Genomic DNA, 18,173 nt, shown 5'->3' with positions numbered 1-18,173 from the left:
ATGCAAAATCAATTATTACAAATTTTATCCTTATATTTCATTTCTTTGTATATTCTATCGATTTAATAAAAAAAGATGTCATATTGACATCTTTTTTAGTGAAGAAGTGACCATCCCATAAAGTCTTCATGTACTTGGCACGCCCTCTTATCGTTTCGATCATATAATTCAGCATAACTATCTGTTTCTTCATCATAAGCCATCGTATAAATAATTTGGCCGTCTACTTCAACGGATAAAACGACTCCACCTTTCATCTCTTCTACATGAATGATAGCATTCGCCGGAATTCTCATATCCGTCATTCTCATCGCATCTAACAATATACTAAACCCCCTACAGCGTATTCATTGCTAGTACTATTACACACTAAATAGTATACTACTGTAATAGCATACATTTCGTCAATGAAATTGCTGTTGAAATAGCATATTGTCTATATACATATACGCTAAAATAGAAGAAATAGAAACATATTAATGGGGGGCTAACATTGATTCTACACAAAGGAGATGTACTATTCCGTCAAGGCGAGGACGGTCCTTTATACTTTATAAAAACAGGCTTATTAAAAGTAGTTCGGCTAGAAGAAGACGGAACACCATTTTTATTCAACATTATCGTTCCAGGTGAAACGATACCTCATCATTCTTTAATTTCACCGAAAGAATATCACGGTACAGCTATCGCTTTAATAAAGACAGAAGTGGAACCGATCACTAGTAGTGAATGGTACGAGAGACTTCAAGCAAATCCCGAATCGTATGCCAACATCGCTATGCAATTGCAATCTAAATTAAGAATGATGCAACAACGAATTGATCAATTGACAACTGTCTCTCCGAAAGAACGTCTTCATCGTTTACAAGAATGGTTCACATTATATTTAGGTGACATTCCTATATATGAAATATTAACACAAACTGAAATTGGTCAACTGATAGGCATACGCCGTGAAACAGTTAACCGTTTATTACGAGAACAAATAAAAAACGAGGTAAAATAAATACCTCGTTTTTTTGTTTATTCTCATCCGTCTTATTGTAAGCTTGTTGCTGGGCCGAAAAATTCATAATGAATATGCTCTTGTTTCACACCTAAATCAGTTAGTGAAGCATTTATATGTTTCATAAATGCTACTGGACCACAGAAATAAAATTCTGCTTCAGTTGTCGGAATAATAGTTTTTAACCATTCGCTTTCAACGAAACCTTCTTTATCAAAGTTCTTCATTTCTAAATCTTTTTCAGTCGGTGCAGAATAACAAGTATATGCTTTAACTTGTTCATATTCATTTTCTACTGCCTTAACGTGTTCTTTCATTGCATGTGTATTACTATTTATTGCTGCATGAATAAAATATACATTACGTTTTGAATCTTGTTCAATTAACGTATTTAACATACTCATCATCGGTGTAATCCCTACTCCACCACTAATTAGTACAACTGGTAATGTTGAATCCATATTTAACACGAAATCACCCGCTGGTGCACTTACTGGTAAAACATCTCCTTCTTTTACATGTTCATGTAAGTAATTAGACACTTTACCGTCTGGTGTATCTACACCTTTTTCTTTCTTTACACTAATACGATAATATTCTTTCCCAAGTGCATCGGATAAACTGTATTGACGATTATGTGTATATGTCTCACCTTCAATATTGATTTGAACCGTTACATATTGACCTGGGATGAATGAAGAAACTTTCCCTCCATCTTCAGGTTTCAAATAAAATGACGTAATAACATCGCTTTCCTTCACTTTTTTAACAATCACAAAGTTGCGGAAGTCTTTCCATCCACCTTCTTTATGTGCAGCTTCTTCATACATCTCTGCTTCAATGCTAATAAATGCATCAGCAATGACACCATATGCTTCTCCCCATGCATTTAAAACTTCATCAGGTGCACCTGCGACCTCTTTAATGGCACGTAGTAAACATGTACCTACAATCGGATAATGCTCAGCTTTAATACCTAAACTTCTATGCTTATGACCAATTTGTTTTACAACTGGAATAATTGCTTCTAAATTATCAATGTACGTTGCAGCTGCATAAACAGCATTCGCTAACGCTTGTTGTTGTCTTCCCTTTTTCTGATTCGTATGGTTGAAAATATTCAATAACTCCGGATGTTCTGAAAATAAAATTTGATAAAATCTCGTTGTAATTTCAACGCCTTTTTCTTGTAATAATGGTACTGTTGACTTTACGATTTCAATTGTTTTTGCACTTAACATTGTATCCCACTCCTCTATGTCCTTAACTGTTTTTAGTTTAACTGAATCTTATAATGCAGATTGTGATTTTAATCACTATTAACACGTTGTTTTTGTGAATAATATATGAACATTGTACTTACAAAAGAAAATAAGCTAACTAGAATTCTAGCTAGCTTATTATTTTGTTTGTATAGCTTGTTCAATTACTTTTATATCTTTCCCCTCGCCAAACTCTGTATACCCCCAGATATTCGTTTCACCCCTATATTTATTTACGATAATATCCAAGTCATGATATACACGGTGGGCATACACTACATACTCAATATTTTGAAGTTCCACACCTTTTTTTACAATTTCATAGCTTCTATTTACATCGCGTTTTATTTTTTCATTCTTTATTTCCGTATGTATATTTTTTAAAGATGGTTCTTGTTGTTGAAACCATTGCTTAAATTGATTCCAATCCCCGTCTGTATAATTCTCTGCTTTACCGTAATTTAAGAAATTATTATAGCTTTCATGTGTCATTCGAATAAAATCTAGAACTTTTGTCTCTTCTTGCACATCTTCTACTTGAGCTATTGTATTTACCTCAGCAGGCTTATTCGCATAATGTAACAGCACTTTCATAAGACTGTAACTCGCAATGATCATTACGATAATAATCCCGAATACACGTAACAATTTCTTCATATACAGAACTCCTTCTCTACTAAAGATATTACAATGTATGGCTATACTTGTAACATTCTCTCGTAGAAATATACTTCCTGTATAAATTCTTCCTATCATTTCGACAATATTTTTCTATACATTTCTCGTTGGCAAATGTTCTTGTAAAACAATATATCCTTCATAAGCTGTGTAACCGAGTATAGCCATTAATCCGATATAACAAGCAAATACTGTCCATTTCGTTTTCGCATCCACTTTATAATAGTTTTCTTGTTGTTCCTTTTCTATTTTCCATTCATTTAATTTTCTTTCTGACGCTTCAAATGCTTCCCTTATGTGAATTGTATACTCATCTTTTTCATCTTCATATGGAACATAATCTAACGGTTCGAACTTCGGTAAAAGATACTCTAACACTTCCATTTTTTGAAGTTCACCTATTTGTAACTCTTTTTCCCGTTCTCTTTGTCTTAATGCATTCATCTCATGGTGCATCATGTATATAGTCCGATGTACAGCACCCGTTTCTTTTAATTCCTCTTCAAGCCTAGCAACATATTCTTTCATCCCATCAATTTTATGCCCTAATTCCTTAATCGGCTCATCTCTCTTTATCACTCTATATAATTCCATACAACCGATAATAACAATAAATCCTCCCAAAATACTTTTAAAGTAAATTGAATAGCCAAGTAATAAAATAAGGCCTGCTCCCCAAATTTTAGTGCTGACAACTGAAATAATTCGCCCACCATCTAGCGGCGAAACGGGAATTAAATTAAAGAAATTAATCATACTTCCAAGCAAAATAACAAGCGCCCAAAATGGTTCTTTCGTCATTATGTAAAGCGGTATCGCTGGTAAAAATGACAGAAGTCCGAAAAGCGGACCCATATAGGCAATGTAAGCTTCATCTTTTGCATTTTTCGGCATCTCTTTCATTCCAATAAGAGCCCCCATAAATGGGATAAAGATTGCTGGCGATGTTGGGATCCCTTTTCTTTTCGCAGCCCATAAATGGCCCATTTCATGAACAAACAACAAATAAATGAGCGCCACCCCAAATTTCCAACCATATAGAACTGCGTATGCGCCAAGCGATAGAAACATACTAAATACCGTTGAAAACTTTGCTAATTTAAAAATTGCAAATACCCACTTTAACTTAGACAGTAAAAATAATCCTATGGCAACAATAATTCCCCATAATCCTTTTTTATTATTTTTCATCTCTCTCTCCTTTAACCCCCTGTAACGAGTCATACAAGCTCATCAAAAATTATTCTCCTCTTTATTATGACATATTTTTTTCTATTGTTAGAAATAATGTTTATTTAATCCATTTTTAGCCAAAAATATAAATAAAGGAGGTATATACGAATGAATTTACAATCTCTCATAATAAGTGTTTTATCCTTTTTAGCTTCAACTCTTATTTTTTATACAGTGAGCTATGTATTATTATTAGATTGGTTGCCAAATCACTTACTTATCACTCTTATCATTCTTTCCGCTCTTATGATTTCATTTCTTATTACACGAAAATCAATGAATGAGCCATCTGCAAAAGCAAAATAATAGAGAGGGTGTTCTTCTCCCCTCTCTATTATCATTTCCTAGGAAAGGCTATATAGAATTTACAATTCAGTTACAGCCAATAAGGGCCTTACCCCAAAATTCAGTCGAAACAACGAAGTTAAGTGAGAGTCAACGCCGAATTGGCAAAGACTATTAATCAATGAGAAATGAGCAGCCCCCGCCGATTAAATTCTCACTTTATCTTTGGAAATTCATTTTTTCACCATACTCTTTAACGATTTGAATTATATTTTGAAACACACCTATTTTTTCTTTTTCACTGTTTAATATTTTTAAATCATACTTTTCGTAATATGTTTCTAATGATTTTAATTGTGATTCTGAAGCGCCTTTTACCTGCACAGTAGCATGCAATTCATATTGCTTATACCCTTCCTTTACTTTTTCACCTAAAATCATTTCACTCTCTTTTGCTCCAATTAATTTTTGAACTTTTTCTGGGAAAGTGAGTTGCAAATAATATTCTTGTTCCTTCACTAACTTGTTGTATAGTGATTGTGAAATCGTATACCGTACCATATAATTCACGTTTTGATCGCCTGCTTTAATATGAAACGCGGTAATCTGCAAATCTTTTTTTGTTACCTCCGTTAAAGGACCTACCTGCATCTCATCTTCTTTTTGTTCTGAAACATTTGGAAATATACCCAAAAGCTTTTCCGTATCTTTTTCATTCAACATATACATAACTTTCTTATATTGCACCCATCCTCGTCTATCTTCTCCCCTTAACCATGCATAATAAGTTTCTTTTTTCCCCTCTCTACTAATTTGTATTTCATATTCAGGTTCACCGAAGCTTCCGGTTATTTCTTGTTTCTCAGCTTTATCCAAAATGTCTATTACTAACTTCGCTTCTGATTCCTGCAACTTTTTCTCTTTATGTTTTTTTTGTATAACGGTTACCCCTATTGTTTCTTTCACTTCATTCACCGTCTCTTCTACTTTTTTTGTTTCTTGTTTTTGCTCAGCTTGACCACAAGCTGCTAGTAACATAACAAATAACAACAATACATATTTCCCTTTCAAATTAATCCTCCTTTTACGATAAGAAATTCTTATAATCTTCATACATAAAACAAAAACGTGACATCCTATTAAATAAGTTATACTAATCATTGAAAGGAGGTCTTTATCATGTCCATTAATTTTCATGATGCAAATAATAAATACACATACGCAACAAGAAACGCTCATATTTCTTGGGCTGAAATGGTAAAAAACATTACAGACATACAAAACAAGCAAATAATTGATATTGGCTGCGGTGGCGGAATTTATACGAAAGAACTTGCTCTTATGGGAGCCAAAAATGTTGTGGGACTTGATTTTTCAAAAGAAATATTACAAGCTGCAAAAGAAAATTGCAACAATTTCCCAAATATTTCTTTCATCCACGGTAATGCACATAATATCCCATACCCTAATGAAACATTCGACATAGTTATTTCGCGCGCAGTTATTCATCATTTACAAGACATTCCTACATTTTTATGTGAAGCTTCTCGTATATTAAATAAAAACGGTGTACTTATTTTACAAGATCGAACGATTGAAGATTGTACAGTTCCAGGAAGTCCCGAACACATTCGTGGATACTTTTTCTCTATATTTCCAAAACTCATTGAAATAGAGTCAAAAAGACGTCCAAAAACCAACACGATACAGAAAGAATTACAAAAACATTCTCTTCACGTGCTTCCCACACAAACACAATGGGAAGTACGAAAAATACATGATTCTGTAGAAGCATTGCTACAAGATTTATCTCCTCGAACAGGTCGATCCATTCTATATGAGTTAACAGATGATGAACTTTCTCAACTTCTACAACATATACAGACCGCATTACAAAACGTCTCTCCTATTATTGAAAGAGATCGATGGACAATTTGGAGCGCCATGAAGTTGTAAGGAAGGAAGCCTCACAAAATAATGTGAGGCTTCCTTTCTTTCATAATCTAATTTTGCAACACTCTTGATATCCTCCACTTCTGGCCTGTGCACTTCCACACTTCGGACATACTAAATATCTAGACTGATTTGTCAACAAACTACCTTTTTGAAAGAGTAAAACTTCTGCTTGTTTAAACGAACGCGAATAATATAACCACATAAAACCAATTATAGCAATAATGCCAAATAATACTCCCATCGCAAGCATTTCAGTCACCTCTTTTGGTTTGTTCTTTCCAGCAAGTGGATTGTTGTAATATTCTCTGTAAATTCAAATAATCCCTTCTTTACTCCTATAAATATCAACTTTCTCTATAAATTTTACAATTCTCCACAAATTTTTACTCCCATTTTACAATTCATTATTCCTTTTGCAACAACGAATATTACTTTCGATATTTCTGTATATAAATATATCTTTCAAAAAACATATTGACTTTCTAAAAAAAACATGCAACAATACTGTCAGAATACTTGAATAAAAATTCATTGACGAGAACGAGTACGTTATAGAACTGTTCCCCAGAGAGTTGGCGATTTGCTGAAAGCCAACGTTCAGTGCGTAACCGAAAATCATCTCCGAGAAGTAGAACCGAATGTTACAGTAAGTTCTTACCGGCCGTCCCCCGTTACAAGGAACACGTATCATGTTGTACGTTGCAAAGCCGTATACATATAGATTTATTTCTACATGTGTAAATTAGGGTGGTATCGCGGGTAAATATAACTCGTCCCTTTCTTTAGGGACGAGTTTTTTGTGTTCTTACAAATGAATTTAAAAAAGGAGGAAAAACAATGAACACTGTATCAAAAAAACATATTTTTTTCACGGGTCTTATGCTATTTTCTTTATTTTTTGGGGCAGGTAATTTAATTTTCCCTCCCATGCTCGGACAAAACGCAGGTGAAAACTTTTGGCCAGCAATGATTGGATTTTTACTAACAGGAGTTGGCTTACCACTACTTACTGTTATCGCAATTTCTCTATCAGGAAATGGGATGCAGCAACTTGCAAGTCATGTTCATCCATTATTCGGAATTTTCTTTACAGTAGTTGTATACATTGCCATCGGTCCATCCATGGGCATCCCACGTGTTGCAAATGTTGCTTATGAAATGGGTGTTAGTTCTTTCTTACCAGAAACAATCCGCTCTAGCAGCCTAGTGCTATTTGTATATACAATCATATTCTTCACTATCGTATTTTGGCTGAGTTTAAATCCATCTAAACTTGTCGATCGTATTGGAAATATATTAACACCTATTTTATTACTCTCAATTTTCTTATTGTTTGTTAAAAGTGTCTTTACACCACTTGGGCAATCAGGACCAGCTATGCAAGAGTATCAAACTTCTCCAATCTTCAAAGGTTTTATGGAAGGGTACTTAACAATGGACACCATTTCAGCACTTGCATTTGGAATTATCGTTGTAAATGCAATTCGCTCTAAAGGTGTGAATGATCGTAAGTCCATTGCTATCGCCACAGCAAAAGCAGGGCTTATTGCCGCTACAGGACTCGTACTTGTATATGGTGCACTCGGCTGGCTTGGGACAACTAGTGTCTCTCTCGGATATGCAAAAAATGGTGGACAGCTACTTACTGTTATCGTACAACAATTATTCGGCCCATACGGTTTGCTTCTATTATCTCTTATCGTTACACTCGCTTGTTTAACGACATGCGTTGGACTCGTATCTGCGTGCAGCCAATATTTTTCAACATTATTGACTACATTTTCATACAAAACATTCGCGAGTATCATTTGCGCATTAGGATTATTAGTTGCCAACTTAGGTTTAACGAAAATTATCGCAATCTCTGTTCCAATTCTACTTGTTGTGTATCCAATTGCGATTGTACTCGTACTACTATCATTACTTCATAAATACTTCGGTGGATATCGCTCTGTTTATGTAGGTGCTTTAATCGGAGCAGCTGTAGTGAGCGTATTTGATGGATTAAAACAAGGTGGTATTTCAGTTTCATTCATCACACCATATTTTGAATTTATCCCTTTATATAATGAAGGAATCGGTTGGCTAATACCAGCATTAGCAGGAGCTCTTATTGGCCTTGCAATCGCTAAGTTAAGCGGTACGAAAAAAGTTCCATTACTAACCGAATCTAACGAAGTAAAAGCCTCCTAAAAAAACTCCCAAAGGGGAGTTTTTTTACATTTGATAAGCAGTATGATTAAAACTGCTTATTTTATAAGCTTTCGTATAATATTCAATATTCGTATCAACTGTTTCTACCTTGACAACATCATAGTGCTCTTCTTGCTTTACTAAAAATAAATAGTATTCCTCTGTTGCCTCAATAATCGCAATTTTATCTGTTTCAACATTATATTGTTCACAAAGTGCTTGTAATGCGTTCACATACTCCCCTAATTTTTTAGACTTATCCATTCCGAATATAGTTTGAACTAACATATACATTCTCCCCTTTATATGTACTGTTAACACCTTAATGATAACGCTTACATTATTTATCGTCAATAAAAACATTCAATGGTTTTAACGCCAAATCTATATTGTAGCGAGCCAATAATCAACGGGGGATGAACAAAACCCCCACTGATTAAAGTTTCACTTTATCACTTCGTTAATTGATGCCTAAATGCATAAATAACTGCCTGAGTACGATCACTTACATTCAATTTATTTAATATATTACTCACATGTGTCTTTACCGTTTTCAGTGCAATAAATAACTCATCCGCAATCTCTTGATTACTTTTCCCCTCTGCAATTAATAACAAAATCTCAAACTCTCTTTCAGTTAAGTCATCATGCAAAGGTTGCTCTTTCTTTTGACGCATACGGGACATCATTTTCCCGGTAACTTTCGGCTCTAATACCGTTTCTCCATCATAAGTAGCTCGTACAGCATCTGCAATATCACTTGCTTTTGATGTTTTTAATAAATAACTAGTCGCCCCAGCCTCAATAACAGGATACAATTTTTCGTCATCTAAAAAGCTTGTTACAACTACAATTTTTGCTTCTGGCCATTCTTGAATAATAGCACGTGTTGCTTCGACACCATCCATCTCATCCATAACAAGGTCCATTAAAATAATATCCGGTCTTAATTGCAGTGCTAATTCTGATCCTTTTTTTCCATTTTCAGCTTCCCCGACCACTTCAATATCTGGTTGTGTAGATAAATATGCCGATACACCCATACGAACCATTTCATGATCATCGACAAGCAATACTTTTATCATACTTCTCCCCCTCTCTCAAGCATAATCGGTACTTTCACTTCTATTTGTGTACCTTTGGCCGGGAAACTCAGTACCTTGAGTGTCCCACCAATTTCATGAACACGCTCTTGCATCGATCTTAAGCCATAGGAACCGGCTTTATTAACGCCTACTTCAAACCCAACACCGTCATCAATGATTTTTAAAATCGCATATTGATCAATTTTTCGAAGGCGCACTTCTGTTTTCTTTGCCTTCGCGTGTCGCAACGTATTTGATAGCGCTTCTTGCACAATACGGAATAAATGATCTTCTACACCTTTTTTTAATTCTATTGGCTCAATAAGCCATTCAATTTTCATATGTTGTTTTCGCGATAATTCCGTTAATAATTCCTCTATACCTTCTGTCAGTTTCTTACCTTCCAATTGTACAGGACGTAAATGAAGGAGCAATGCTCTCATTTCTGATTGAGCATTTACAACCATATTTTCAACAAGTTGTAATTGTTTTTTTGTCACATCTGGAAATTCAGTTATTTGTTCATTAATCGCTGACATCATCATCGACATTGCGAAAAGCTGCTGACTTACTGAATCATGCAACTCCCTTGCTAAGCGATGCCTTTCTTGAGAAATCGCTTCTTGTCTCATCTCTTCATTCCAATGAGCTCGTTCATTCGTTACTTTTTGAAAGAGTCCAGCTTGCTCCTCTAATCGACGAGCCAGAACGATTACTTTTCGTTCCACTTCATGAAATTCATCATCCGCAGTAAACGAAACATCACTCGGAAAATTCCCTCGCTCTACTTCAAATAGAAAAGTATTTAATCCTTGTATACGCTGCTCTATATAGTAACCGATTGCATATCCTACAATTCCCCCGATAAGTAAACTTGTAGTCATAATAAACAAGCCAATTGGAACAGAAGCGATGGATTCCTTCCATAATAAATCATACACTTGTTGCTCGCTTTTCCATACATATACAATTGTACAAATGAGTGCGATACTAACAGAGGACAACATAGAATAACGAATATACATCCACGAAATATTTTTTTGTTTCTTCATTATACTTTCCTCACTTCCGTGTCGCCTACGACAAGCGAAGAAATAATTTTAATACGACGAGGAGCCTCTTTATACTGCTCTGTTCTAAATGTAACATTGCGGTTAAACCCTGTCTCTTCATGACCTGGCAAGAGCACACGGCCGACAATAACAGAATGATTTAAAGAAAGTTCAATATCATATGGCACATATAAACGAATATTACCAACGACACCTCGAATAACAATTACTGTTTCTCCTTCTGGAATCATAGCAGTTGTTAAATCTATTTCCACATCACAAGCACCATATTGAACATTAATATCCTCAAGTTCATAAATATGATCCATCATTCGTACATTGCCTACAAACATATTTTTCAAATATGGTTCTGTACGATATATTTGCTTCTCTTCGTCTATAATCCCTTTTTCTTTAATTTCAACCTTCATTGCTTTTTGCTGATGTCCTTGTTGAATCAATTGATAACCAATTAAAGCTAAACAAGCAAATACGACAAGAACAAATGCTGCTGATGAAAATAAGAAAAATAAAAATACGATACCACCAACAAATAAAAATACATTTCCCCGTACATAACGATTCTTTTTACGATAATGCCTTCCAAACATAAGCATAATAAATGCAAAAATGAGACCACCTGGTTCAAAATGTCCAAGTATCATATCAAGAAAAAGACCGAATCCAAATATGATGAGGAGCATCCCCATTAATTGTGTCTTTGAAAAATGTTTCTTCACTTCAGCTCCCCCCCTTCTTGTCACATATACATAGAAGAAAAGGCATTGCTTTCCAACACCTTTTCTCCTATCACTATATCATAAGCCTGTTTTATAATATACTACTATTATTTTGTTAACTCTTTCGTTAACGATACATCATTCTTTTCTTTCATTTCACGCTCAAGTTTTGCAATTTTCATATCAAATGTGTCACGCTCATGCTCTTCATTCATACGAGTTTCTAAGTCACGAATGTGATCTTCAATTTCTTCAAATCGTAAGAACGGATTATTTTCATCCATTTTATGCATCGCAGTATTCATCCGACGATTTGCATGTGCCATATTTTCACGTGCCATTAGTTCCATACGCTTTGCGTGCATTTCTTTTAATTTATTTTTCATTTCAGAAAGACGACGCTCTAACTCATCGATTTGCTCTACAACACCTGCATACATTTCTTCTAATCGAGTTACTTGCCCTTCATAATAAGCTACCTCTTCTAACGCACGTTCGTGCAATTGTAATTCGTCTGCTTCTTGAGCAATGATAGCTTGCTTTGATCTTTTATTAACGAAATAACGTGCTTGCTCAAGCTCACGAGCGAAGTTAGATTTTAATGTTTTATGACGCTCAATTAACTTCTCAATTTTTGTTATTTCACGCTCACTATCACGTAAATATTGGTTTAACATCGCAATTGGATTTTTTCTTTCCTTCTCATCTAACACGTTATGAAAATCAGCTAAAATTGCATCGCGTACACGTCCGAATAAAGATTGTTTCATTATAAATCTTCCTCTCTTCTACTTTATTTATAATTTGATTTATTGTTTTAGTTTTTCATTAATTTGTTCCACTCATCTTCAAAGTTGCTATATGGTTTAGAACTTTCTGGAGCAGATTCAACAACTACATCTTTTTCTTTTTTCCACTCACGGTATCCGTAGTATAAAACCACTAAAGCAGCGATACCAATTAATGCTGGTGAATGAGAAAGTGCAATGGATAAACCGATTAAACCAACAATACCCCAAGCTAACTTTCCAAAAAATGATTTAGCTCGCACAAATGATTTATAGCTCCAATATACAACTCCTGCTCCGATTGCGAATCCTACAATACCAGCAAGACTACCAAGAGCAATTAAAGCCAAAATACCGGCTGCGATAAACGCTAGAAATTGTTTCATCTTGTGCTTGCCTCCCTTCGATTTGATACTCTTATCTTAACTATTTTTTCATCTTTCCATAACGAGCTTAAGAACCGTTTTTAACTCAGACTTAAGACCGAGTCATATTCAGCCCTTTACGCAAAAAAACGTGCAGAGTCTATTCTCTGCACGTTTTTTAATTACTAACGTTCATATTAAATTAAGCTGTTTTATGATACTCTTTTTTCTCAGCTACTTTCGAAAACCTTGGAAACCCAATTAAAATAGAAACAATCCCACATACTCCAACTAAAATTGGATAAAATGCATATGGTAACAATTCAACCGGAGATAACGCTGCAAATCCTGCTGCCGTTAACATTTGGGCACCGTACGGAATTAACCCTTGCACACAACATGAGAAAAGATCTAATACACTCGCTGATTTACGAGGGTCTATTTCATATTGATCTGCAATATTTTTTGCAAGCGGGCCTGTAAAGATAATAGAAATCGTATTATTCGCTGTACACATATTCGTCATACTCACTAAACCAGCAATACCAAATTCCGCTCCTTTTTTCGAACGAATATTACGTGTTAATACATTCATTAAATATTGAATACCACCATTATATTGGATTAATTCAACCATACCACCAATTAATATAGCAAGTAATACTAACTCCATCATACCGCCCAGTCCAGTCGTTACACTTTTAAAGAAACTTTCTAACGTATAACTTCCATCTATAAGACCGATAACACCAGATAATACAGTTCCACCAGTTAATACGATAAGTACATTCCACCCAAGTAGCGCTGTAATAAGTACTCCTGCGTACGGTAAAATCTTTATCCAATCAAAGCTATGCGCTTTAATCTGCGTATCACTTCCTGAAGTAACTATCACTAATAGTATAATTGTAATAATAGCCGCTGGTAATACAATTAAAAAATTCGCTTTAAACTTATCTTTCATTTCTGTTCCTTGTGAACGAACAGCTGCGATTGTTGTATCTGAAATAAATGATAAATTATCACCAAACATCGCTCCGCCAACAACAGTAGCCATCGTAAGCGCAATTGAGATATCAGTTTGACCACTAATACCTACAGCAATCGGTGCTAACGCTGCAATTGTTCCCATTGAAGTTCCCATCGCTAATGAAATAAATGCACCAATAACAAAGATTCCAGCTACGATAAATCCTGGCGGTAAAATAGTTAACGCTAAATTAACAGTTGAGTCTACCCCGCCCATTCCTTTAGCAGTTTCAGAAAATGCACCAGCAAGCACAAAAATTAATACCATAATCATAATATCTGGATTTCCTGCTCCTTTAGCGAACCGCTCTACTTTCACATTAAAACTTTCTTTACGATTCATCACTAAAGCGACTCCTACAGCAATTGAAATCGCTACAAGTATCGGCAATTTATAGAAATCACCTGTAATAATTCCAGAACCAATAAATAGCGCCAAAAATATCCCAAGTGGTAATAAAGCTAAACCATTTCCTCTCGTTTCTTTCAAAGTACCATCTCTCCCTAGTTTCAACCTTTTTCTAATGAATAACAAAAGACCTCTTCCGATGAGAAGAGGTCTTATACATCTATAAGAAACACTCTTCTCATCTTTCAAGCACACGCTTGCTGGATTTGGCACAGCACTCTGAAATCGAGTCCGCTGCCGAGGCATCGTAGGGCCAGTCCCTCCGCCTCTCTTTATAAGAAGGTTTCATATTTATTTTTTAATAATAATTTCTTCCCTAACTTTACTCGCTTACAAAACAAAAGTCAATTATTTTTTGTATAGATTTTTTTGGTAATTATACAAAAATTTGAATACAACAATCATTTTAACTTTTCGATTTCTTCTTCCAATATTGAAATCCAATAAAATTCACTATTTTTTATTGCTGCTAATATCCATTTCGTAGTGTACCAAGCTAACTCATACTCTACCTTCGTGACATCGCCACTTTTATAAGCATCCTCTAGCTCCTCTTCATCTAATATATACACCTTACCGCTGGGTAATAATACTACATCTAAATATAAATCATCAAAATACGGTAAACCACGATCGTCTATTTCATATTCTTTCGTCACATCAATATAATATTGCACTAAATTGTGCCTATCATCTAACATAGCTGTAATCGCAAAGTTCTTTCCATTAATGAAATATTGAACCCACGTATACCCATCACTTGCAATACAAATTTCTTTACCATCATATTCTTTACGACTAGGCTCTCTCACCTTTTTTATATCCAGTATTCCGAGTATTCCCTCTTCCACTTGCTTAACCGTATAACTCTTTTCTATTAGCCTCTTCCACGAAGAACCGTCACCATATTTACGTTTCATTATGTCTGCTCCTCTTCTATATACAGAAAAGCTCCCACATATTATGTGAGAGCTTGTTCATATTATAATTAAGCCGCTTGACCCTTTTCAGAAATCTCTTTTAAATAAGCTTGTCCTTTTTCAGCGTCATATTGACCTTCCCACTTAGACATAACTACAGCTGCTAAAGAGTTTCCTACAACGTTAACTGCTGTACGAGCCATATCTAAAATACGGTCAATACCAGCAATGAACGCTAAGCCTTCAGGTGGAATACCTACTGTACCAAGTGTCGCTAATAATACAACGAATGATACGCCCGGTACACCTGCGATACCTTTTGATGTAACCATTAATACAAGCAATAATGTAATTTGTTGTGTAATAGATAAATCAATACCGTACATTTGCGCTAAGAAAATAGCCGCAATTGCTTGATATAAAGTTGATCCATCTAAGTTAAATGAATAACCTGTCGGAATAACGAAAGATGTAATTGCTTTCGGACAACCGAATTTCTCCATTTTCTCCATGATTTTTGGTAAAACTGTTTCTGAGCTTGCTGTAGAATACGCTAAAATCAGCTCGTCTTTTAAAATCTTAAAGAATTGGAAAATGTTAATTCCAAATATTTTCGCTGTAAGTCCTAAGACAACTACGACGAAGAAAATCATTGCTCCATATACGACAATTAGTAATTTCCCTAATGGAATTAATGAAGCAAGACCAAATGTAGAAACTGTAACACCAATTAGTGCAAACACACCAAATGGTGCAAATTTCATAACTTGGTTTGTTACGTAAAACATTGCGTCAGCTACACCTTGGAAAAATTGAAGAACTGGTCTTCCTCTTTCACCAATTGCTGCTACACCTAAACCAAATAGTACAGAGAAGAAAATAATAGCAAGCATATCTCCGTCAGCTAACGACTTCATAATGTTCGTTGGAACAATATTTACAAATGTATCTGCAAATGAATGACTTTGTACTTGCTCTGTCGTATGTGTATATTTCGAAATATCTGTCTTTGTTAACTGCTCCATATTTACGCCTTTTCCTGGTTGGAAAATATTCGCTATTAATAGACCAACAATAATTGCAATTGTTGTAATAATTTCAAAGTAAAGAATTGTTTTTCCGCCTAGTCGACCTAGTTTTTTAACATCGCCAACACCAGCAACCCCAACAACAATACTTGCTACAACAATCGGTACAACGATCATTTTAATTAATCGGATGAAAATATCACCAATTGGTTGTAAATAACTCACTACAGCCGGATTGCCAAAGAAAATCGCCCCAACTGCAATACCAAGTGCAAGTCCTATTAATATTTGCCATGCAAGTCCTATTCTTTTCATATTTGTTGTAACCCCCTCTTCGATGTGTCACTCTATCTCTCATTCTATCTCTATAAAACTAAGAAATTAAGAGTATTACATATTATTCGACAATTCACTACATTTTGTCCCTGTTAAAAATCATAAATCAAAATTTAAAATCTGACAACAAAATAACTTTGCCCGAACACAAATAATTTTCTTGACAAAAAATAAACTCATGTCAGAAAACCTCACATGAGAACGATTCCTTACTAGTATTTTATTGGCTTTCTAAGTAATATTTCACCCCACAAAAACTCTTATTTCCCTCCTGTATTTTACAAATTAATCAAATTTTACCTTTGTTACACATATAAATAAAATGTAAGTACTATGACAATTAAAGTTGAAAAATGATAAATTCCGACAAAACTTAGCAATTTTATAAAGTTTTCTTTACATTATGATTACAACGATAGACACTCTTCTTCTTATGATATATAACATTCATAGGGAAAGGAGTCAGACAACAATGAAAAAGAAATTTGCAGCGTTTAGTGTTTTAGCAGCAGGAACGATTTTTGCTTCCCCGTTACTTTCACCCGCATACGCTGAAACGAATCAAGATAAATTATCTAACATTCAATCTGAATTAGAAGGCAAACAAAGTGACTTACAAAATAAATCAGTCGAGAAAGAACAAATAGAAAAAGAAATTCAAGAATTACAGAAGAAAATCGATGAATTAACTACTTCCATTAATAAAAACGAGACTGAATTAAACGATACAAAAAAAGAAATTAGCAAAACACAACAAGTAATTACTGACAAAAAGAAACATATAGAACAATTACAAACAAACATAGATACACGTCAGGAAGTTATTAAACAACGATTACAATCTATGCAAGAAAAACCGCGTACAAATATCATTACAGAAGTATTAACAAACTCTACCAACATTGCTGATCTTGTTGATAATATGTACTCCGTAAGTTTAATATTAAACAACGATACAGATATTGTAAAAAAACAAACATCTGATCAAAATGCTGTAACGTCAGAAAAAGAGGCTGTTGAGAAAAAAGAACAACAACTGAAAGAATCTGAACAAAAACTAGAACAAAAACAGCAAGAATTACAAAATAACCAACAACAGCAACAAACTCTTATTAACGATCTACATACGAAAGTAGCAAAAGTAGATTCAGAGATTGAAGGATTAGAAGAATCCAAAGGCATTTTAGAAAATCAACGTCAAGCTGTTCAAAAAGCAATTGAAGAAGAAAAACGTGCCGAAGAAGCTCGTAAAGCGGAAGAAGCTCGCCAGGCAGAAGAGGCTCGCAAACAACAAGCTACTAAATCTGCTCAAGCAACTCAAGCGGCCCCAACACCACATGATACAAATATCGGTGGCTTTATCAAACCAGCAGCTGGATCAAAAACTTCCGGATTTGGTGTACGTTCTTTAGATAACCATAAAGGAATTGACATCGCTGCTTCGGGAACGGTTCCAATTATCGCTGCTGCAGATGGCGTTGTTATTCGCTCAGAATTATCATCTAGTTACGGAAACGTAGTGTATTTATCTCACCGTATAAACGGAAAAACATATACGACAGTATATGCTCATATGAATAGCCGTTCTGTATCGAATGGACAAACTGTAAAACAAGGCGATCAGCTTGGATTTATGGGGAATACGGGCCAATCATACGGACAACATTTACACTTCGAACTTCATCTTGGAGAATGGAATGTCGGCAAGACAAACGCAGTTGACCCATCTCCTTATATCGGATTATAAAAAACCTCGGTGCCTACCGAGGTTTTTTATTTACACTTCACACAATATAGGCATTCTACAT

At 34.8% G+C, this 18,173-nt stretch carries 20 protein-coding genes, 1 riboswitch and 1 other annotated feature; of the genes, 5 read left to right on the top strand and 15 right to left on the bottom strand.

Going from position 1 to position 18,173, the window contains the following annotated elements:
• Nucleotides 1–95: 95 nt before the first annotated feature.
• Nucleotides 96–323, bottom strand: coding sequence for a hypothetical protein (locus tag JFU02_RS26750; protein ID WP_000883009.1), 228 nt, complete (start codon nt 321–323; stop codon nt 96–98).
• Nucleotides 324–493: 170 nt separating this feature from the next.
• Between JFU02_RS26750 and JFU02_RS26745 the strand changes: the two genes are divergently transcribed.
• A complete protein-coding gene (locus JFU02_RS26745) occupies nt 494–1,006 on the top strand; it encodes a Crp/Fnr family transcriptional regulator (protein ID WP_000600585.1) in 513 nt (170 codons plus the stop codon).
• A gap of 32 nt (nt 1,007–1,038) precedes the next feature.
• Here the strand turns inward: JFU02_RS26745 and hmpA are convergent, their stop codons facing one another.
• The 3 genes from hmpA to JFU02_RS26730 form a co-directional block, all read right to left on the bottom strand.
• On the bottom strand, nt 1,039–2,247 hold the full coding sequence (hmpA, locus tag JFU02_RS26740; RefSeq protein ID WP_061666713.1) for an NO-inducible flavohemoprotein: 1,209 nt from the start codon (nt 2,245–2,247) through the stop codon (nt 1,039–1,041).
• A 159-nt stretch (nt 2,248–2,406) separates the two neighbouring features.
• Complete coding sequence (locus tag JFU02_RS26735; RefSeq protein ID WP_000735433.1) at nt 2,407–2,925, bottom strand: hypothetical protein; 519 nt, start codon at nt 2,923–2,925, stop codon at nt 2,407–2,409.
• 114 nt (nt 2,926–3,039) lie between these two features.
• A complete protein-coding gene (locus JFU02_RS26730) occupies nt 3,040–4,137 on the bottom strand; it encodes a site-2 protease family protein (RefSeq protein ID WP_061666714.1) in 1,098 nt (365 codons plus the stop codon).
• A 150-nt stretch (nt 4,138–4,287) separates the two neighbouring features.
• On the opposite strand from JFU02_RS26730, the gene JFU02_RS26725 reads away from it, so the two are divergent.
• Nucleotides 4,288–4,485, top strand: coding sequence for a hypothetical protein (locus JFU02_RS26725; RefSeq protein ID WP_001053359.1), 198 nt, complete (start codon nt 4,288–4,290; stop codon nt 4,483–4,485).
• Between the two features lie 198 nt (nt 4,486–4,683).
• Here JFU02_RS26725 and JFU02_RS26720 read toward each other — a convergent pair whose 3' ends face one another.
• On the bottom strand, nt 4,684–5,535 hold the full coding sequence (locus tag JFU02_RS26720; protein ID WP_061666715.1) for a YhfM domain-containing protein: 852 nt from the start codon (nt 5,533–5,535) through the stop codon (nt 4,684–4,686).
• A 108-nt stretch (nt 5,536–5,643) separates the two neighbouring features.
• Between JFU02_RS26720 and JFU02_RS26715 the strand changes: the two genes are divergently transcribed.
• Nucleotides 5,644–6,420, top strand: coding sequence for a class I SAM-dependent methyltransferase (locus tag JFU02_RS26715; RefSeq protein WP_000026264.1), 777 nt, complete (start codon nt 5,644–5,646; stop codon nt 6,418–6,420).
• 40 nt (nt 6,421–6,460) lie between these two features.
• Here the strand turns inward: JFU02_RS26715 and JFU02_RS26710 are convergent, their stop codons facing one another.
• The gene (locus JFU02_RS26710; protein ID WP_000880630.1) at nt 6,461–6,670 is read right to left on the bottom strand and encodes a hypothetical protein; all 210 of its coding nucleotides are present in this window, start codon (nt 6,668–6,670) and stop codon (nt 6,461–6,463) included.
• A 272-nt stretch (nt 6,671–6,942) separates the two neighbouring features.
• Nucleotides 6,943–7,201 (top strand) — a binding site (T-box leader).
• A 56-nt stretch (nt 7,202–7,257) separates the two neighbouring features.
• On the opposite strand from JFU02_RS26710, the gene brnQ3 reads away from it, so the two are divergent.
• Nucleotides 7,258–8,613 (top strand): branched-chain amino acid transport system II carrier protein BrnQ3, encoded by a 1,356-nt coding sequence (brnQ3, locus tag JFU02_RS26705; RefSeq protein WP_061666717.1) that lies wholly within the window; start codon nt 7,258–7,260, stop codon nt 8,611–8,613.
• Nucleotides 8,614–8,637: 24 nt separating this feature from the next.
• On the opposite strand, the gene JFU02_RS26700 is transcribed toward brnQ3, so the two are convergent.
• The 9 genes from JFU02_RS26700 to gltP all read right to left on the bottom strand — a co-directional run bounded on the left by JFU02_RS26700 (nt 8,638) and on the right by gltP (nt 16,344).
• Nucleotides 8,638–8,976: a DUF3922 domain-containing protein gene (locus JFU02_RS26700; protein WP_140337705.1), complete on the bottom strand. Its 339-nt coding sequence runs from the start codon at nt 8,974–8,976 to the stop codon at nt 8,638–8,640.
• Nucleotides 8,977–9,065: 89 nt separating this feature from the next.
• Nucleotides 9,066–9,698, bottom strand: a complete 633-nt coding sequence (locus JFU02_RS26695; RefSeq protein ID WP_000598701.1) for a response regulator — start codon at nt 9,696–9,698, stop codon at nt 9,066–9,068.
• Entirely contained in the window at nt 9,695–10,750 is a 1,056-nt protein-coding gene (locus JFU02_RS26690; RefSeq protein ID WP_000744327.1) for a sensor histidine kinase, read from the bottom strand. The genes JFU02_RS26695 and JFU02_RS26690 overlap by 4 nt, the downstream gene beginning before the upstream one ends.
• Nucleotides 10,750–11,490 (bottom strand): cell wall-active antibiotics response protein LiaF, encoded by a 741-nt coding sequence (liaF, locus tag JFU02_RS26685; RefSeq protein WP_000716094.1) that lies wholly within the window; start codon nt 11,488–11,490, stop codon nt 10,750–10,752. The genes JFU02_RS26690 and liaF overlap by 1 nt, the downstream gene beginning before the upstream one ends.
• Before the next feature lie 107 nt (nt 11,491–11,597).
• Nucleotides 11,598–12,260 (bottom strand): PspA/IM30 family protein, encoded by a 663-nt coding sequence (locus JFU02_RS26680; RefSeq protein ID WP_000814124.1) that lies wholly within the window; start codon nt 12,258–12,260, stop codon nt 11,598–11,600.
• A 47-nt stretch (nt 12,261–12,307) separates the two neighbouring features.
• Entirely contained in the window at nt 12,308–12,664 is a 357-nt protein-coding gene (locus JFU02_RS26675; RefSeq protein WP_000808640.1) for a lmo0954 family membrane protein, read from the bottom strand.
• 181 nt (nt 12,665–12,845) lie between these two features.
• Nucleotides 12,846–14,162 (bottom strand): Na+/H+ antiporter NhaC family protein, encoded by a 1,317-nt coding sequence (locus JFU02_RS26670; protein WP_201071898.1) that lies wholly within the window; start codon nt 14,160–14,162, stop codon nt 12,846–12,848.
• 94 nt (nt 14,163–14,256) lie between these two features.
• Nucleotides 14,257–14,362: riboswitch (SAM riboswitch) on the bottom strand.
• 120 nt (nt 14,363–14,482) lie between these two features.
• Complete coding sequence (locus JFU02_RS26665) at nt 14,483–15,001, bottom strand: ribonuclease FAU-1 family protein (protein ID WP_000824659.1); 519 nt, start codon at nt 14,999–15,001, stop codon at nt 14,483–14,485.
• 68 nt (nt 15,002–15,069) lie between these two features.
• Nucleotides 15,070–16,344: a glutamate/aspartate:proton symporter GltP gene (gene gltP, locus JFU02_RS26660; protein WP_000821140.1), complete on the bottom strand. Its 1,275-nt coding sequence runs from the start codon at nt 16,342–16,344 to the stop codon at nt 15,070–15,072.
• A 493-nt stretch (nt 16,345–16,837) separates the two neighbouring features.
• On the opposite strand from gltP, the gene JFU02_RS26655 reads away from it, so the two are divergent.
• Nucleotides 16,838–18,112 carry a murein hydrolase activator EnvC family protein gene (locus JFU02_RS26655; RefSeq protein ID WP_000726071.1) on the top strand — a complete coding sequence of 425 codons (1,275 nt, stop codon included), beginning with the start codon at nt 16,838–16,840 and terminating at the stop codon, nt 18,110–18,112.
• Nucleotides 18,113–18,173 lie beyond the last annotated feature (61 nt).

It is taken from the genome of Bacillus sp. TH13 (genome assembly GCF_016651175.1).
GTDB lineage: Bacteria > Bacillota > Bacilli > Bacillales > Bacillaceae_G > Bacillus_A > Bacillus_A thuringiensis_S.
Note: the sequence above shows the minus strand (reverse complement) of the source record. Positions and strands in the feature narration are given on the sequence as shown.

Excerpts from the sequence above, each read along its gene's own strand:
- hmpA (WP_061666713.1), bottom strand. The coding sequence starts at position 2,247 with ATGTTAAGTGCAAAAACAATTGAAATCGTAAAGTCAACAGTACCATTA.
- JFU02_RS26735 (WP_000735433.1), bottom strand. The coding sequence starts at position 2,925 with ATGAAGAAATTGTTACGTGTATTCGGGATTATTATCGTAATGATCATT.
- JFU02_RS26730 (WP_061666714.1), bottom strand. The coding sequence starts at position 4,137 with ATGAAAAATAATAAAAAAGGATTATGGGGAATTATTGTTGCCATAGGA.
- JFU02_RS26725 (WP_001053359.1), top strand. The coding sequence starts at position 4,288 with ATGAATTTACAATCTCTCATAATAAGTGTTTTATCCTTTTTAGCTTCA.
- JFU02_RS26715 (WP_000026264.1), top strand. The coding sequence starts at position 5,644 with ATGTCCATTAATTTTCATGATGCAAATAATAAATACACATACGCAACA.
- JFU02_RS26710 (WP_000880630.1), bottom strand. The coding sequence starts at position 6,670 with ATGCTTGCGATGGGAGTATTATTTGGCATTATTGCTATAATTGGTTTT.
- brnQ3 (WP_061666717.1), top strand. The coding sequence starts at position 7,258 with ATGAACACTGTATCAAAAAAACATATTTTTTTCACGGGTCTTATGCTA.
- JFU02_RS26700 (WP_140337705.1), bottom strand. The coding sequence starts at position 8,976 with ATGTTTTTATTGACGATAAATAATGTAAGCGTTATCATTAAGGTGTTA.
- JFU02_RS26695 (WP_000598701.1), bottom strand. The coding sequence starts at position 9,698 with ATGATAAAAGTATTGCTTGTCGATGATCATGAAATGGTTCGTATGGGT.
- JFU02_RS26690 (WP_000744327.1), bottom strand. The coding sequence starts at position 10,750 with ATGAAGAAACAAAAAAATATTTCGTGGATGTATATTCGTTATTCTATG.
- JFU02_RS26680 (WP_000814124.1), bottom strand. The coding sequence starts at position 12,260 with ATGAAACAATCTTTATTCGGACGTGTACGCGATGCAATTTTAGCTGAT.
- JFU02_RS26675 (WP_000808640.1), bottom strand. The coding sequence starts at position 12,664 with ATGAAACAATTTCTAGCGTTTATCGCAGCCGGTATTTTGGCTTTAATT.
- JFU02_RS26665 (WP_000824659.1), bottom strand. The coding sequence starts at position 15,001 with ATGAAACGTAAATATGGTGACGGTTCTTCGTGGAAGAGGCTAATAGAA.
- gltP (WP_000821140.1), bottom strand. The coding sequence starts at position 16,344 with ATGAAAAGAATAGGACTTGCATGGCAAATATTAATAGGACTTGCACTT.
- JFU02_RS26655 (WP_000726071.1), top strand. The coding sequence starts at position 16,838 with ATGAAAAAGAAATTTGCAGCGTTTAGTGTTTTAGCAGCAGGAACGATT.